General features: G+C 50.4%; 12 protein-coding genes, 3 tRNA genes and 1 pseudogene. 8 read left to right on the forward strand and 8 right to left on the reverse strand.

From position 1 onward, the window contains the following. Nucleotides 1-25 precede the first annotated feature (25 nt). The 5 genes and pseudogenes from B5G04_RS05380 to B5G04_RS05400 all read left to right on the forward strand — a co-directional run bounded on the left by B5G04_RS05380 (nt 26) and on the right by B5G04_RS05400 (nt 8,814). On the forward strand, nt 26-3,550 hold the full coding sequence (locus B5G04_RS05380; protein WP_158100052.1) for a SusC/RagA family TonB-linked outer membrane protein: 3,525 nt from the start codon (nt 26-28) through the stop codon (nt 3,548-3,550). 39 nt (nt 3,551-3,589) lie between these two features. Next, nucleotides 3,590-5,047, forward strand: coding sequence for a RagB/SusD family nutrient uptake outer membrane protein (locus B5G04_RS05385; RefSeq protein ID WP_087396171.1), 1,458 nt, complete (start codon nt 3,590-3,592; stop codon nt 5,045-5,047). Between the two features lie 101 nt (nt 5,048-5,148). Beyond that, nucleotides 5,149-6,303 carry a TlpA disulfide reductase family protein gene (locus tag B5G04_RS05390; RefSeq protein WP_087396174.1) on the forward strand — a complete coding sequence of 385 codons (1,155 nt, stop codon included), beginning with the start codon at nt 5,149-5,151 and terminating at the stop codon, nt 6,301-6,303. Between the two features lie 132 nt (nt 6,304-6,435). Further along, nucleotides 6,436-6,849: pseudogene (locus B5G04_RS05395) on the forward strand (TlpA disulfide reductase family protein); the annotation flags it as partial. Between the two features lie 27 nt (nt 6,850-6,876). Further along, nucleotides 6,877-8,814 carry a protein-disulfide reductase DsbD domain-containing protein gene (locus B5G04_RS05400; RefSeq protein ID WP_225226266.1) on the forward strand — a complete coding sequence of 646 codons (1,938 nt, stop codon included), beginning with the start codon at nt 6,877-6,879 and terminating at the stop codon, nt 8,812-8,814. Nucleotides 8,815-8,896: 82 nt separating this feature from the next. On the opposite strand, the gene B5G04_RS05405 is transcribed toward B5G04_RS05400, so the two are convergent. From B5G04_RS05405 to B5G04_RS05420, 4 genes are all read right to left on the reverse strand, one after another. After that, on the reverse strand, nt 8,897-9,823 hold the full coding sequence (locus B5G04_RS05405; protein ID WP_087209546.1) for a magnesium transporter CorA family protein: 927 nt from the start codon (nt 9,821-9,823) through the stop codon (nt 8,897-8,899). Between the two features lie 188 nt (nt 9,824-10,011). Continuing rightward, nucleotides 10,012-10,085: transfer RNA gene (locus B5G04_RS05410), tRNA-Asn, on the reverse strand. Between the two features lie 26 nt (nt 10,086-10,111). Then, a tRNA-Asn gene (locus B5G04_RS05415) sits at nt 10,112-10,185 on the reverse strand. Between the two features lie 26 nt (nt 10,186-10,211). Then, a tRNA-Asn gene (locus B5G04_RS05420) sits at nt 10,212-10,285 on the reverse strand. Between the two features lie 265 nt (nt 10,286-10,550). Between B5G04_RS05420 and B5G04_RS05425 the strand changes: the two genes are divergently transcribed. Continuing rightward, on the forward strand, nt 10,551-10,847 hold the full coding sequence (locus tag B5G04_RS05425; RefSeq protein ID WP_087396177.1) for a hypothetical protein: 297 nt from the start codon (nt 10,551-10,553) through the stop codon (nt 10,845-10,847). A 267-nt stretch (nt 10,848-11,114) separates the two neighbouring features. On the opposite strand, the gene B5G04_RS05430 is transcribed toward B5G04_RS05425, so the two are convergent. Beyond that, nucleotides 11,115-11,972 (reverse strand): AraC family transcriptional regulator, encoded by an 858-nt coding sequence (locus B5G04_RS05430; RefSeq protein WP_087396179.1) that lies wholly within the window; start codon nt 11,970-11,972, stop codon nt 11,115-11,117. Nucleotides 11,973-12,183: 211 nt separating this feature from the next. Here B5G04_RS05430 and B5G04_RS05435 point away from each other — a divergent pair, with 211 nt between their 5' ends. Both B5G04_RS05435 and B5G04_RS05440 read left to right on the forward strand, forming a co-directional pair. After that, the gene (locus tag B5G04_RS05435; RefSeq protein ID WP_162612715.1) at nt 12,184-13,818 is read left to right on the forward strand and encodes an alpha-L-fucosidase; all 1,635 of its coding nucleotides are present in this window, start codon (nt 12,184-12,186) and stop codon (nt 13,816-13,818) included. Nucleotides 13,819-13,922: 104 nt separating this feature from the next. Next, nucleotides 13,923-14,306 (forward strand): L-rhamnose mutarotase, encoded by a 384-nt coding sequence (locus B5G04_RS05440; RefSeq protein ID WP_087396183.1) that lies wholly within the window; start codon nt 13,923-13,925, stop codon nt 14,304-14,306. Here the strand turns inward: B5G04_RS05440 and B5G04_RS19695 are convergent. The 3 genes from B5G04_RS19695 to B5G04_RS05450 form a co-directional block, all read right to left on the reverse strand. After that, on the reverse strand, nt 14,291-14,434 hold the full coding sequence (locus tag B5G04_RS19695; RefSeq protein ID WP_158100055.1) for a hypothetical protein: 144 nt from the start codon (nt 14,432-14,434) through the stop codon (nt 14,291-14,293). The genes B5G04_RS05440 and B5G04_RS19695 overlap by 16 nt on opposite strands. 81 nt (nt 14,435-14,515) lie before the next feature. Further along, nucleotides 14,516-15,298, reverse strand: coding sequence for a porin family protein (locus B5G04_RS05445; RefSeq protein WP_022041109.1), 783 nt, complete (start codon nt 15,296-15,298; stop codon nt 14,516-14,518). Between the two features lie 19 nt (nt 15,299-15,317). Continuing rightward, on the reverse strand, nt 15,318-16,442 hold the full coding sequence (locus B5G04_RS05450) for a PCMD domain-containing protein (RefSeq protein ID WP_087396185.1): 1,125 nt from the start codon (nt 16,440-16,442) through the stop codon (nt 15,318-15,320). Between the last annotated feature and the right edge of the window lie 157 nt (nt 16,443-16,599).

The following is a 16,599-nucleotide window of genomic DNA, read 5'->3' on the forward strand; positions in this document are numbered from 1 at the left end:
AGTGATAAAAAAGTAGAGAATGCTTATGAAACGAATCGTTAATTGTTTTTGTGCTTTGATGCTGGGAGGTGCTTTGGCTTTTCCGGCTTCGCTGCTGGCACAGGCGCTTTCTGTCCGCATCGAACGGGGAACGCTGGACCAGGCTTTCCAACAAATTATGCGGAACAGTGATATCCAGCTGGTGTATAACACCGATGTAGCTGCACATATCCGCTGTCGGGCGCAGGTGTTCCGGGAAAAGGATATTACCGAAATATTGGACGCATTGTTGGCTAATACTTCCTTGACTTATACAGAGAAAAACGGTATCTATACTATCGTTTCCAAACCGAAGACCTCCCAAGGTGCGCAGGCAAGGGCTGCCGTGTCGGGACAGGTGCTTGACGAAGGAGGAGAGCCGGTCATCGGTGCCTCGGTTTTGCTGAAAGGAACCCGTAAGGGTATGATTACCGATATGGACGGACGTTTTGCCATTCCGGGCGTGAGCGGCAGTAAGGCGACGGTGGTGATTTCTTTCTTGGGCAAGAAGACCATCGAGGCGGATGTGGAACCGGGTTCGAATACGGTCTTTACCCTGAAAGATGACGACACGATGTTGAATGAAGTGGTCGTGACCGGTTATCAGGACATTGCCAAGGAGAAAATGACAGGTTCGGTCGCCATTGTCCGCGCCGAAGATTTGCAGACTCGCTATACGCCGAATATCTTGAACAACCTGGAAGGTCGTGTGGCTGGTTTGAGCACGCAGGATGGCAAGATAACCATTCGTGGTGCCAGTTCGTTGTATGCCGAGACCAATCCGTTGCTGGTAGTGGACGGCGTGCCTATCGAGGGAAGGATAGAAGACTTGAACCCTTACGACATCGAAAGTGTCAATGTCCTGAAGGATGCTGCCGCAACGGCCATTTACGGTGCGCGGGCTTCCAATGGTATCATTGTCATCACGACCAAGAGCGCGAAGGAGAAAGGGAAGATTGACATTGATTTTTCCACCAACCTGACCATTTGGGAAAAGAAAAACATGGATTATGCCGATAACTTCTACCTCACTCCCGAACAGCAGGTAGACATCGAGTCGGACTACTGGAATTATTATTTCTTCGATAACGACGGTGAAGTTGCCGACCCGTTGGAGAGTACATATCAGACAATCGAGGGTGGATCGAGTGCCATCTCTCCCATTCAGTATGCTTATTACCGGCTGGCACAGGGCGAAATCACCAATCAGGAATTGAATGACTATTTGAATGGCTTGAAGAAGAACAATTTTGCCAAGGAATATGGCGACAACATCTATAAGCAGCAGATTCTGCAACAATACAACCTGTCGCTGCGCAGCCGTTCCGACAAGTTCCAGAGCAACTTGACGCTGAATTACAAGTTCGACAACAGCGGGCAGATTCATTCCGACAAGAGTTCGCTCAACATCAATTACAAGGGGAGCTACGACGTGGCTTCCTGGCTGACGGCCACTTTCAATATCAACGGCATCTATGACAAGAGTGTCGGTCCGGGTGAGGATTATAATTCGCAGCACACCAACCCGTGGGCGGTTCCTGCCTACGAACGGATGTACAACGACGATGGTTCCGCCAATCTGTTTTATTATTGGTATGATGGAAACCCTTATTGGAGCAGCAAGGGTGCCGAAGGTTTTCACGACCTGGGTGTGAACATCAAGGACGAATTTTATAACAACACGTTGACCACCCGCCGCCAGCATCTCCGTTATCACGGCGATTTGCTGTTCAAGATTATCAAGGGATTGACCGCCAATGCGCAGTTCATCTACGAGACCGACCGGACACAAGAAGATTGGTTTGCCAACGAGGCGAGCCACGCGGCACGCAGCATCCGCAATGCCTATACGCAGGTAGGAGCCGACGGGAAAGTCACCTACATGACGCCGGAGAACGGGGGCATGCTGCGTTCCACCAATACTTACGGACGTTATTGGACAGCCCGCGGACAGCTGAATTATGCCAATACCTTTGGCAAGCATTACGTGGCAGCCATTGCCGGTCTGGAGTTCCGCCAGACGAAGTCGAACGGTTCGAAAGCCCTCGTCCTGGGCTACGATGACCAGTTGCAGAACAGCTCCACGCATACGGTGGACTTCGGCACGATGAGCACGATGATATACAACAGCTACTACATGCAGCTGGCAGGAGGTTATCCCTCGCAGCAGTTTGTGTTCAATCCTTACTTCCGTGACGGCATGGGACCGGTGATAGAGCAGTTCCACCGCTATGCTTCCGGTTATTTTACCCTGAGTTACACGTACGATGACCGTTATAATGTCTTCGGGTCGTTCCGCAAGGACTATGCCGATGTCTACGGGTTGAACGCCAAATACCGTGGCCGTCCGTTGTGGTCGGTCGGTGCGGGCTGGAACCTCCATCAGGAAGAGTTCCTGAAGCCGGTGGACTGGATTAACTTCTTGAAGCTGCGTGTCAGCTACGGTGTGACGGGTAACATCTACCAGGGCGTCACCAGCTACATGACCGCCACGTCGACGGAGGTGAACGAATATACCAACCTGCCCTACGGGTCGATAGAAAGCCCTGCCAATCCGAACCTGAAGTGGGAACGCAACACCACCACGAACGTCGGTGTCGACTTCTCGTTCTTCAACAACCGCCTGCAGGGGTCGCTGGACTTCTATAACAAGATGGGTACCGACATCTTCGCGCCGCGCCAGCTCGACCCGACCACCGGATTCACCTCGATGTACTACAACACGGCGAGCATCCGCAACCGCGGTATGGAATTGGCCCTCAGCTACAACTGGTTCGTGCCCCATCGCCGCCGTGCCTTCGGCTGGACCACCAACTTCACGATGTCCTACAACAAGAACGTGGTGACCGACGTGCAGAACCCTGCCACTTCGGCATACCAGCTTGTCGAAACGCCTTATATGACCGGTTATCCGTCCAGTGCCCTGTGGTCGTACCGCTTTGCGGGCATCAGTGACGTGCCGGGCGAGAAAGGACAGACGCTGTGGTACGTGGAAGACGGAGGCACCTCGCATACAGCGACTAGCCGTAGCATCAGCATCCTGGAATATTCCGGGCAGACCGAGCCGAAGACCATCATGGGCATGGAAAACCGCTTTACATGGAACGGCTTCAGCCTGAGCGTGCTGATGGCTTACTACGGCGGACACAAGATGCGTGCCTTGGCAGAAACCGAAACCTTCGGCATGCCTTATCAGGCCCTTGCCAGCTATTTCGCCAATGCCTGGACACCGGAAAATCCCACCAACACACCGGGCATCGGACGTTATAGCTCTACTGCTTTGGGCTCAGAACCTTCGTATAGCGACATCTCCGTGCGCGATGCCGATTTCTTGAAAATCCGCAACATCGTGTTCGGCTACGAGTTCCCGGCTTCGTGGATGCGCCACCTGGGCATCAACCGCCTTGCCCTCAGCTTCCAGATAGACAATCCCCACTACCTGTGGGTGAAGAACAAGGTGGGCGTCGACCCCGAGACCTTGGGCATCCGCCAGCCGAGCTCGTTTATCTTCGGACTGAACGTGAACCTGTGACAACTTGTGACAAACAGCTTGTGAAACCATAAAAAGACAATGAAAAAGATGAAAACGAAACACATACTCTATGGCTGCCTGCTGGGAGGGGCGATGCTCGTCAGCTCCTGCTCCGATTTTACCGACGTGCAGCCCAAAGGAAAGAACCTGCTTTCTACCACCACGCAGCTCGAAATGCTGCTCAACCGTGAATTTTATATGAGTTCGGGCGACGGACCGCAATTCCTGGGCGATCTCATCACGACGTTGAACAACGTCCCGAACCTGCTGAGCCAGCCCACGCCGACGCGCACTTCCATCATCCTCGAGTGGGACGCATCGCTGCAGGACAAGCTGGCGGAACTGACCGCCAGTGATGATGAATATGACTCGTATTATGGCGTCATCGGCCAGGTGGCGAACCCCATCCTCTCGCACATCGACGCCGCCACGGGCGACCCGGCGGTGAAAAACCAGTTGCGCTGCGAGGCGTTGACCCTGCGCGCCTATTTCCACTACCTCGTGGTGAACAAGTTTGCCAAGGCATACAATCCCGCCACGGCGGCCGAAGACCCGGGCGTGCCCTACGTGCTCGAGACGCAGGACGTGGCGCAGCCCACGGTGAAGATGACCGTGCAGGAGGTGTACGACCACATCCTCGCCGACGTGCAGGAGGCCATCGACCTCGACGGGATGCCCACCGTGGCGGTGAACCGCATGCGCATGAGCAAGCCTTGCGCCTATGCCGTCAAGGCACTGGCGCTGCTGAGCATGCAGCGGTTCGACGAAGCCGAAGAGGCGGCACGCCAGGCTCTTGCCCTCAACGGCGCGGTGGACAACTACTACGAGATGCTGACCACTTCCGCCGACGCGACCGGCAATCCCTACAACGTGTTGCTCCGTCCGCAACTGGAGTGCCAGGAAGACATGTTCTTCACCTATTACATGGAGTACTTCGAAGCCCTGACCCCTGAGTCGATGGAGCGCTTCGAGCCGGGATATGCCACGCTGGAACTGATAGACACCGATAAAAAGATGTATGCCGGCACTATGCCAGGCATGGCGACTTCCATGCTGGGACTGGACGACCGTTACATCATGACCATGGACTTGAACTCGGGCTGGAACATGGCGGGGCTGAGGACCACGCAGATGTACCTCATCGTGGCCGAGGCGGAAATCCACAAGGGCAACTACGCCGAGGCGATGCATGCCCTCGACGCCATCCGCGTCAACCGCCTCGCGCCGGAGACTTACCAGCCGCTGGAAGGCACGGTGACCACCGAGGCCGACGCCATCCGTCACCTCAAGCAGGTGTCGCACGGCGAGAACATCTATTCGGTCTACAACTTCATCCATCGCAAGCGCTGGAACCAGGTGAGCGGTTGGGAGGAAACTTTCACCAAAACGCTGGCAGGAAACACCTACACGCTGACACCCGACTCGCCATTGTGGATATTCCCCTTTGGGCAGAATGTGCTGGCAAACAATCCGAATATCACGCAGAATTATAAATAAGCCGTTCTGTCGCTCTTAGGCTCCATTTCTGAGGGGCAGACGATTTGCCAACGATTGTTGGCGGTAAAGACAAGAGAAAAAACATAAAAAATAATTGTAACATGAAAACAAAACCTTTTTGGGCGGCAGCCCTGGTGGGTTGCACGCTGATGGCGGGTTGCGCTTCGCAGCCCGACAATCAGTTGAAACTGGATGGAACCATCAATGGGTACGAAGGCGAGTGGATTCACCTCGCCTATACCGTGCGCGATACCGTGCAAGTGACCGATAGCACACGCATAGCCAACGGTGCGTTCCGCTTCTCGCGACCGATGGAAGTCCCTGTGGCGCAAGCCACGCTGTACATCGGCAATCCGATGGATTACCGCAATGTGAAATATGCCGGGCTGTTCATTGAGTCGGGCGAACTGACCGTTGCTATCGATACGGCCAATTTCTCGAAGCCGGAAGTAACAGGCTCTGCGGCGCAGGCGGAAAGCGACAGCCTGAATACTGTCCTCGACCCGCTTTACGCCTATGTTCAGGCAATGCGCGATTCGGTTTCAGGAAATGCATCTGCCGAGCGGAAGGCTTATTTCCAGAAACAACAGGAGATGTATGCCGACAGTGCGAAAGGCATTCAGCTGTCTTTTGTCAAGTCTCGTCCGCATTCGTTTGTGGCTCTCAGCTATTTGCCTTTCCTGATGGGAAACATGACGTATGATGAACTGAAGTCGATTTATGACAACATGGCTCCCGAAGTGAAACAATACGGGAATGTCGGGAGTGTCCGTGACGGATTGGCGGCATTGGAACGTGTGCAGCCAGGTAGGCCTGCTCCTCTTTTCCGTGCCGTGACCTGGAAGGGTGATTCCATCGGCATTGCCGACCTCAAGGGTAAATACGTTCTGCTTGACTTTTGGGCGACGTGGTGCGTGCCGTGTCGTAAGAGTTTCCCCCATGTGAAGGAACTCTACAAGAAATATCACGCGAAGGGATTGGAGGTGTTCTGTGTGGCAGACGATGACAGCAAGCCCGACACGTGGAAAGAAGTGATAGAGAAAGACGGCATTCAGGATTTCTATCATGTGTTGCGCGGTTTGAAATGGGACCGCAGCAAAGGCGTGGATGGCATGGATCATACCAACGACATTAGCGACCTCTATGCCATTCATTATTTGCCGACCAAGTACCTGATAGACAAAGATGGCAACATCATCGGCAAGTTCGAAGATGAGGCGTTGGATGCCAAATTGAAGGAAATTTTCGGAAATTAACCAAACAAACTATCAAACACGATGAGAAAAGAATTGTTTTTCGGCTTGATGCTGGTGTGTGCGTGCGCCTTTGCGCGGCCGGCCGGCGACGTTGCCTCCGGGATGGACGTCCGGATGGCACATGGAGCGACGCTCCAGACGGGCGCCGATGCCCCGGACTTCACGTTGAATGACTTGCATGGCAAGCCCCTGGCGCTTTCTTCGCTGCGGGGCAAGTATGTGGTGCTCGACTTCTGGGGCAGCTGGTGCGCGTGGTGCATCAAGGGTTTCCCCGAGATGAAGGAGGCCTACGCCAAGTACAAGGACAAGATGGAGATTGTCGGCATCGCCTGCCGCGACACGGAGAAGCGCTGGAAGGCGGCGGTGGAGAAACACCAGCTGCCGTGGCTCAACGTGCTGAACGAAGGCAACGTGGACGTGAGCGCGCTGTATGCCGTCGAGGGCTATCCGACGAAGGTCGTCATCAGCCCCGAGGGGAAAATCCTGAAGGTGGTGGTAGGCGAGAGCCCCGAGTTTTACACCTATTTGGAGGAATTGTTCAAGTGAGATGAAACGAAAAGACGTAGGATGAATATGAAACGGATTATTTTGTCGGCATTGCTTTGCGTGTTCGCGATGCAATGCGTGCTTGCCCAGGGCAAGCAGCCTGTGAGTGTGTTGTATGTGGGCGGTTCCCCCGAGCTGGATGTTGTCGGCGGCGTGGAAGTGGACAGCGCGACGTTGGCCCGGTCGGCACAAGCCCGCATGGCCTCTTTCGCCAAGTTCCTGAAGTCGCGCTTCCGCAAGGTGAAGGTGATTGACGCCAAGGAGTATCTCCCGTCGATGTCCGATGCATACGATGTGACGGTGTTCGACGGCAGGCCCCGCCCGATTCGTCCCGAAGTGCGCGAGTTTGACGCCCAGGGCAGAATCACCAAGTATGAGCCTGTGGCCTACCTGCCGGACGACTTCGACCGTGCCGCCCTCTGCATCGCCAACGCCAGCGAGGACATCGGGCGCAGCATCGGCACCAAGTGTGACTGGTTCTGCCTCTGCCTGGATGCGGACGCCTTGGGCTGGAAGAAGGACCATCCGATTTTCCAGGGACCTTTCAAGGTGAAGATTCAACCCGAGATGAAGCCCACGCCCCCGATGGCTTTCGAGTATGCCGAGATGGACGGCTACACGTTGCCCGCCGAGACGGAGATGTGGACGGTGCAGACCAAGTCGTACACCACCGACCGCTCCTACCGCATCGGCATGGTGAGCCGTCCCGAAGGTTTCCTCGACTCGCCGGAAGCGGAAGTCATCTCCAGCGGCGCATGTGCCAAGAGCATCGACGCCGTGGCCATCGGCCGTCACGGCAACTTCTTCCATTGGGGATTTTCCGCTTCGCCTGATTACCTGACCGAGGCGGGAAAGGCGGCCTTGGCGAATGCCATCGTCTACATATCGAAGTTCTCCGGCCAGCACATCATCGCCCGCAAGCTGGACGAGACCATCGCCACGCGCAAGTCTGTCGACCGCAGCAAGTTCTCGGCGTCGCGCAAGGCTTGGCAGGAATCAAACGAAGCACACCGGCGGTTCTATCAGTCGGTGGACAGTGTCAAGAAAGTGGCTTTAGCGAAACAGGAACAGGGCCAGGAACTGGATGCCACGGAGAAGATATACTTGTCCATGGACTCCCGGCAACCGAAGGAACCGACGTATGCCGAGTACATGAAGCAGCGTTTCCCTGCCCTTTATCACGTGTTCGGGGACGATGCCACGGAATATCAGCGCTATTTCGACAAGAACCGCGACTGGTTCCATCCCACTGCCGAGGGTTACGACCTGGATATCGATGAAGACGTGCGCACCTTGGGCATTGCCAACAATGACAAGCATCTGTTGGATTCTTGCATCACGATGCTCGAAAAAGGAGTGGAACCCGAACTGGCGACTCGCGTGTTGCACCGCTATACGTTGTGCCGTTTCGCTGCTCCTGCCGAATGGCGTGACTGGTATGACACCTATCGGGACAAACTCTTCTTTACCGAAGCCGGCGGCTGGTTGTGGCTGGTCGACACGCAAGACCGTTCTGTTCCCGGAAACGATTACAGCGTGTTGAAAGCTGCCGGGCAGGACGAAGCGAAGAAACCGGCATTGGCGCAAGATACGGACGAGAAGAATCCTGTGGCTTTGTCGATGGACGTGGAGACCTTGGCAGATGGCAGCCGCGAGCTGGTGGTCCGGATGAAAGTGCATACCGGATATCATACCTATGCACAGGTATCGGAAGAAGACCCGTTCCTTCCGACAGAACTGGAGTTTTCGTTACCCGAAGGCTGTAAGCTGGAAGGCGACTTGATAACGCCTGCCTTTACGCAGCTGGGTGCCACGAAAACAACCATTTATACGGGTGATTGCCTTTTCCGTCAGAAAATAAGCGGTACGGGCAAAGGGGAAGTGAAGTGTACGGTCAGCTATCAATGCTGCGATAATTCAATCTGTTTCCCGCCCGCCAAGAAAACATTGACAGCTCAATTATAAAAAATGAAGAAAACACGGAGGCACGAAGACAGATTAGCATATTATTCTCCGTGTCTCTGTGCCTCTGTGTTCCATATAAGTCCTAAAACCATTTTATTTTCCGGAAAATGATAAATGCCATTGCCGAAAGCACAACCGACAGGCATATGATGAGGGAGAACGCATGTGGGACATGTTCTAAATGAATGTCGACATTCATGCCGTAAAAGCTGGCTATTAATGTAGGCACCATCAAGACAATAGACAGCGTAGTCATGCGCCTCATAATCGTGTTTACGTTATTTGATATGATAGAGGCAAAGGCATCCATTGTACCGGTAAGGATGTCGCTGTAGATATTTACCATGTTGCGTGCTTGCTTCAGTTCAATCAGTACGTCTTCGGTCAGTTCCTTGTTTTCACGGTCTTTGGTCTCGAAAATGTTCTGGAATTTGCTAATCATGACTTCGTTGCCCCGGATGGAGGTATTGAAATACACCAGGCTTTTTTGTAGATTCATCAGTCGTAGCAAATCTTCGTTACGGATGCTTCGCTCCAGTTCTTTTTCGGCACTGCTTACCTCATTATTGATTTGTTTCAGGTATTTCAGGAACCATACAGCCGAAGAATAGATAAGCCGTAGAATCAATTCATATTTATTGGGAACCTGAATTTGCTTGCGGCGTGTATGCTGGATGAAGTCTGGAATCATCTCGCTGGAGTGGTAGCACACAGATACGGTGATTTCATCGTTGGTGATGATGCCGATGGGAATAGTGCTGTAAGGCACTTTGCTGCTTTGTGTCTGTATCGGAATACGTACGATAATGAGCTGCCAGTTGCCTTCTGTATCTGTACGTGGCCGTTCGTCAGTGTCGGCGATATCATGTAGGAAGGCAGTTGGAACTTTCAGAGTTTCTGTCAGGAATTTGAAATCATCATCGGTAGGGCATTCTACATTTACCCAGCATCCGGGAAGCCAGTTTTTCTTTTCTACAAATCCAGCTTCGCAGTAAAGGTATTTTCTCATGTGCTTTACTCCTTTCTTGTTTGGCTTTCATACAGGAGCAAGCATGAATCATCAGAGCGTTCATTCTCCGCTTGCTTCTGCAAAGAAGCGGTTAATAATTTCGGTATATGTTCGCGAGTTTGAATCGTCCATAATGATTTGTTGTTAATGGTTATAAAAAAAGTTCGTCTTTCGAACGAACTTTTTTGCTCTTCAGGTTGGACTTGAACCAACGACCCTCTGATTAACAGTCAGATGCTCTAACCGACTGAGCTACTGAAGAATGAATGTTGTCTTCTTTTGTTTTTGCTCTTCAGGTTGGACTTGAACCAACGACCCTCTGATTAACAGTCAGATGCTCTAACCGACTGAGCTACTGAAGAATGAATGTTGTCTTCTTTTGTTTTTGCTCTTCAGGTTGGACTTGAACCAACGACCCTCTGATTAACAGTCAGATGCTCTAACCGACTGAGCTACTGAAGAGTGTTTTCCTTAATTGCGTGGCAAAGGTACAAGGTTATTTTGAATTATGCAACAACTTGGCCGAAAAAATATTATAAAGGAGGGCTTTTTTTGCATTTTAGGGAATTGATGGTATATAATTGTGCTAGCAACACGGTTAAATTGTGTCCAGTTGTATATGTTTATCGGGATGATGTGTTAGCTTTTCATTTCATCATTCTAAAGCATGTCGGGCTGTCTGTATGAGGTTGCGTTTGTAAGCAGTTGAGTGGGGTATTCATTATATATGTGTACTGACGGAAAGTCTATTGTGGACAATTGTGAAGTCGACGTGTTGCGCGTCAGCTATGTAGGTTATGCCATTCAAGAAATTCCGGTTGCTTTGGGAAAGCAGATGCGGATCATTCTGGAAGAAGATACAGAAGTGTTGGATGAAGTGGTGGTGGTAGGCTACGGTACGCTGAAAAGAGTGAATTTGACTGGTGCCGTGTCGGTTGTTACTGCCGATGAACTTGCCGGCAAGCCCGGTCATGAGTACGGCGCAAGCGATTGCCGGATTGGCATCGGTGTACTATCAGTTTGAAACACGTACTTGGTCTCCTCATAACCGCTATTTCCTGATTCCGCAAAACGACATTAATGTCAATAAGAACTTGAAGCATATAGCAGCATCGGTTGTAAGATTAATAATCTTACAGCGTGAAGATTAATAATCTTTCGGCATGAAGATTAATAATCTTACAGGCAAGGCAGCCATGCGAATGGGATTGTCGGACTAAGCAAATGTTCTGGCTTGGCTTGGAAAAGCAACTGATGGACATATGAAGTGGAAGCTCCTTGGCACCGATTATTATCGGTAAATATGTCTGTACTCTTGTGGTGTCATGCCGGTCAGTTTTTTAAACAAGCGATTGAAGTAGGAATAATCATCAAAAGCCAGTCGGAAAGAAATTTCTTTTACAGATAATGCTTCCGTAATCAGGAGCAGTTGTGCCTTTTCTATTTTTTTCTGGTTGATGTACTGGAGCGGGGTCATGTTCATTTCACTTTTGAAAAGACGGATGAAATGGTCTTTCGACAGGCAGGCGTTTTCCACCAGTGTGTTCAGGCTGATTGTTTCACCGATGTGCCTGTGTATGTATAAGACGGCTTTTACGATGCGGTTGTCTTTGGTCTCTATTTTCGATTTCGCTTGTTTGAACAGGCGGGCGAGCAGCTGGAGCACAATGCCTCTCGATTCCACTTTGTCGCAAAAAGCGCGTTGCCTGTTTTTCATCAGGCTTTTCATCAGGGTAGGATTGTTGTCGTAGGTGGATGGATCGGACTTCTGCAAGCTCATGTGCGGGTTTATTTCGCATAAGCGTTCAAATAACTGCAATTCCCATTTCCCTGTTGGTATCTCGAACGGAAAGTTCCATAATTCCAGCCAGTCCTCATCTGATTTATGGTCGTCGTAAATATGCAAGTAGTAATGCACGAAACGCGAATTGCAGATATAGGTATGTCGTGTAAAAGCAGGGATGAAGTATAAATGGTTGGGGTGTAATGTATATATACCGTCTGCAAATTGTATTTTAGCCTCACCTTCAGTAACATAATATAAACGGCTGAAAGGGCTGCTCACGTTCTTCCAGTTCCAGTCAGCATTTTGTATGGCTAAGCCCACATTCAATACTAAGGGATGCAATTGGTCTACTTGTAAACTCATATATTAATAGGTGTTTTTATATGGCTTTTTAAAGTTAACTTTTTTCTTTTTTTTGGTGCAAATTTATGAAATATAAATCGTTTTTGTTTTCGTTTGAAGATATAAAAATAACGGTATGTCGATTTTATCCATAAACTTCCTGCTTTGTCCTATTGTGGTTTGCCGTATGTTCGTATCTTTGTTATCAGAAAAACACTAAACACTTATACGTATGAAAACAAAACTCTTGATTGCATCTTTATTTTTATCTGCGGGGCTGTATGCCCAGACTTATCAGGTGCCTGTATCGGAAAGAGATGAACCGATGATGAAAGGAAAGTTCGAGCCTACGTGGGAGTCGTTGAAACAATATCAGGTGCCGGAGTGGTTCCGCAATGCCAAGTTCGGTATCTGGGCACACTGGGGACCGCAGTGTGTAGAAGGATCGGGCGACTGGATGGCACGTTCAATGTATATAGAGGGCTCTCCTGAATATGAATATCATGTAAAGCATTACGGGCATCCCTCGGAGTTTGGTTTCAAGGATGTTATTCCTCTCTTTAAGGCAGAACGCTGGGATCCGGACAAACTGGTGGCGTTTTATAAGAAGATAGGGGCGCAGTATTTCTTTGTGTTGGGAAATCATCATGATAATTTTGATTTATGGGATAGCAAATACCAGCCTTGGAACTCCATCAATATGGGACCGAAAAAGAATATCCTTGCCGGTTGGGAGAAGGCAGCCCGCAAATACGGATTGTATTTCGGAGTCAGTTTGCATGCCGACCATGCGTGGACGTGGTACGAAGTAGCCCAGCGGCATGACACCATCGGTCCCAAGAAAGGCATCCCTTATGACGGGAAGCTGACCAAGGCGGACGGGAAAGGCAAGTGGTGGGAAGGCTATGACCCGCAAGACCTCTATGCACAGAACCATCCGCTGAGCGAGAACAGCTGGGATAATGGCATGATTCATCGCCAGTGGGGATGGGAGAACGGTGCATGTCCTCCTTCGCAAGAATTTGCAACCAATTTCTATAACCGCACGCTGGATGTCATCAACCGTTACAACCCCGATTTGTTGTATTTCGATGTGACGGTATTGCCTTTTTATCCGGTAAGCGATGCGGGATTGAAGATTGCCGCACATTTTTATAACCATAGCATGGCTACGCACAATGGCAAATTGGAAGCCGTAATGTTTGGTAAGATTCTGAACGAAGACCAGCGTAAGGCATTGGTTTGGGATGTGGAACGCGGAGCTCCCAACAAGGCGATTCCGGAGCCGTGGCAATCCTGTTCGTGTATCGGAGGCTGGCACTACAATACCTCCATTTATGAGAACAATGGCTACAAGTCGGCTTCGTATGTCGTAAAGCTTTTGATGGACATCGTGAGCAAGAACGGAAACCTGTTGCTGAGCGTGCCGCTCCGTGCCGACGGGACGTTTGACGAGAAGGAAGAAAAAATCCTGAACGAGTTCGGTGCCTGGATGGACATCAACAAGGAAGCCGTTTATGATACCCGTCCGTGGAAAGTGTTTGGCGAAGGACCGATAGCTGAAGAGGATATTCCGCTCAACGCGCAGGGTTTCAACGAAGGTTCGTATAACAAGGCAGACTCGAAAGAAATCCGTTTCACGCAAAAAGGTGATGTATTATATGCCACTGCACTTGGATGGCCCGAAAGCCATACCGTAATCATCAAGTCACTGGCGGCAGGTTCGGAATTGTATCCCGAAGAGATACACGAAGTGACTTTGCTAGGATATGGAAAGGTGCAGGCGGAACGTACCGCCGGGGGGCTTGCCATCACCTTGCCTGCTGAACCGCTCAACCAAATAGCTCCGGTTTTCCGCATCAGATAAAGACGGGTTGGGAGTCTACATAGATACGGCTTTTCATGAAAGTATATGCAGTCGTCGGTGAAGATACGTTCACTGGCAGGTTTAACTAAAATGTACAGAAGACAATGGATTACGAAGGATATCAAACAAAGACATACGATATTCCGGTCAAACGTTATTGCCAGACGCTTGACTTGAAGGACAATCGCGCGCTTATTGCCGAATACCGCAAGTTGCACAGCCGTGAATATGCATGGCCTGAGATACGGAGGGGAATCCGTGAGGTGGGTATCTTGGAGATGGAAATCTACATTTATGGCAATAAGTTGTTCATGATAGTAGAAACTCCGCTTGACTTTGATTGGAATGTAGCTATGAAACGGCTCGCTTCTTTGCCACGGCAGGCGGAGTGGGAAGAATGTGTGACACGTTTTCAAGAGTGTCTTCCCGGAAGCACATCGGCAGAGAAATGGCATCTGATGGACCGGATGTTTTACTTGTATGACTGAGAAGCTGTTTTGAATTTCTCCAAAAAGTTTTTCTTGGCTTGATGTATCCGTTTTCGTGTGTGCTTTGGGCGATTTTTTGGTCCTTTTCGCTCCTGTTCTTCGTCAGATAGCCCACTATCTTTCCTCATCACAGAAGCGAAAATGCCTCAAAAACTCATCTCAAAATCATCGCACGATAAATTCAAAACTGCTTCTTATTGGGCGGATTTTCAGAATACATATCCGAACCCGAGGTTCAGGTAGATGGGATACATGGCGAATGTAATGGTTTCGAAATCTTTCTGAAAGATGTCGTTCAGTCCCCAGGTCAGGTCGGCGTGTACGGTAAGGTGCTTATAGGCACGCCATGAACCACCCACTTGCAATCCCCATTGGAAACGGCGGAGGTCTTCGGAAAAGTCATAGGTAGCGACGTTGTCACCTGTAAAGTTGACACGGCTTCCTGTAGCATCGGGAGTGCGCAGATGGCCTTCGTAGACGTTCCCATCGAAGTCACCGCTCATCATATATGACAGGTAGGGGCCGAATACCAGTTTCCAGCGTTCACCTATCTTATAGTTGGCAAGGATGGGGATGGTAAGGAGCGACATCCTTACTTTTGTTTCTACGCCACCTGTCCAAAGTCCTTGTATTTTTCCACCTGTCTCACTGAAGATTTCCATGCCATAGTTTTTCACCGTGGCTTGGGTGGTCATGCTCTTGCTGTCGAGGCGTAACCCTACGCTTACGCCCCATTTCTTGGCTTCGTCTATCCATTTGGTAGCGTTTCCTTCGATAGTGATGGCAAGCCCGGGGCGATAACTGTCGATGCTTCTGATTTCGTGTGGAAGTGGGAGTGGGGAAGTGCCTCCAAAGTTTACACCTGCCTTGAATTCGTATTCCAATCCGTGCAGGGATGACCAAAGCAAGCCTTTGTGTTCCGACCATTGTGCCTGTGCGATGCCTGTGCCGAATGCCAGGGCTACTGCTAAAGTTAATATGTATTTTTTCATGTTGTTTACGTGTTAAGGGTTATTCGCAGATTATTTCCACTTCGTCTATGTACAGTTCGCTTCCTACCGCTCCTCGGAAATAACCTCCTCCTCTGCTGGAGGCGAAAGCGATTGCAAGTTTGTATTTGCCGTTTGCCAGTCCTTCAGGGTCGACGGTCTTGCCGTTTTGTGCCTCGAATGATAAGTCGAAGTAAGTCCATTCATCGGTTTCTTGCATTTCTTGTTGGCCTTGTTCACCAATACGTGCCATCAGTACAATATTCGGGTTGATGCCTCCGGTCAGTGGGAAGAGGTCGCCATCCAGTGTATAGTCGCTGGTCTCAGCTTCGTAAAGCACTGCATAGATGTCGCCTATATCGGTTTGTCCGCTTAGTACTTCATTGTTTTCATCGGTGAATGTCTCACCTTTTTGGTATTTATACCATCCGGTTATGCGTTGGGGTATTTTGGTAAATGGGAAACCGAAGTGGGTAGCCTGTCGTGGAGCTGTGACGGCATTTTGTACGTCGAACGAGCCAACAAACAAGTTGCCACAAGCTATGGGCATTCCTAACGGGAGTCCGAAAGAGCCGGTGCTACGTGTAGTAAGACGTACGCATTTGCCGCTGTGGCCTATTGGATCCTGTACGGTAGGGTATTGCGTCTCGTCGAGTGCCATGCCGCTCAGTTCGTAGCCTGGGTTTCCGCTTGCCCACTGCATGATGCCCGACTCATTGGTGAGATAGAAAATATGATAGGGCGTAGTGGCGCGCAGGTTTTCGAACGAATAATAAGTGGGAAGTTCCATTTTGTTGATGCGGACTACATACGTGGCGGTTGTGTTTCCGTCTTCCGATGTCACGGTGAACCGGCGCAATGTGCGTTGGCTGAAATCGTAATACGGAGGCTGGTCGCCTGCTTCTGTTTCATCGGCTTGAATGGTTGCGCCGTCGGCAAGCGTGAAGTTCAGTTCCTGCTGTGATACATCTGTACCGTCGAGCACATAAATTTCTATTTCTTTGTGGGTGGCATCTATGCTTGCCAGTTGGATGTTTTCGCCTGTGCAGTCATCGATGGCTGCTTCCACGTTCAGGGCTTCGTCTTGAATGCACGAAGACACCGCCAGGGTAAGAAGTAACCCTGCAAAGATTTTTCGGATATTCATAACATTATCGGCTTTAGCATAATAACTCGGCAAAGATAATGAAATAAGTGTAACTATTGATAAAGTGAGTGTTAAAATAGGAATGGCAGGGAAGGATAAGCATAAAAAATCCGGCTCCCGTCACAGGGAGCCGGATTGAAATTTGTCGCACCTGTAT

Source organism: Bacteroides sp. An51A (assembly GCF_002161565.1).
GTDB lineage: Bacteria > Bacteroidota > Bacteroidia > Bacteroidales > Bacteroidaceae > Phocaeicola > Phocaeicola intestinalis.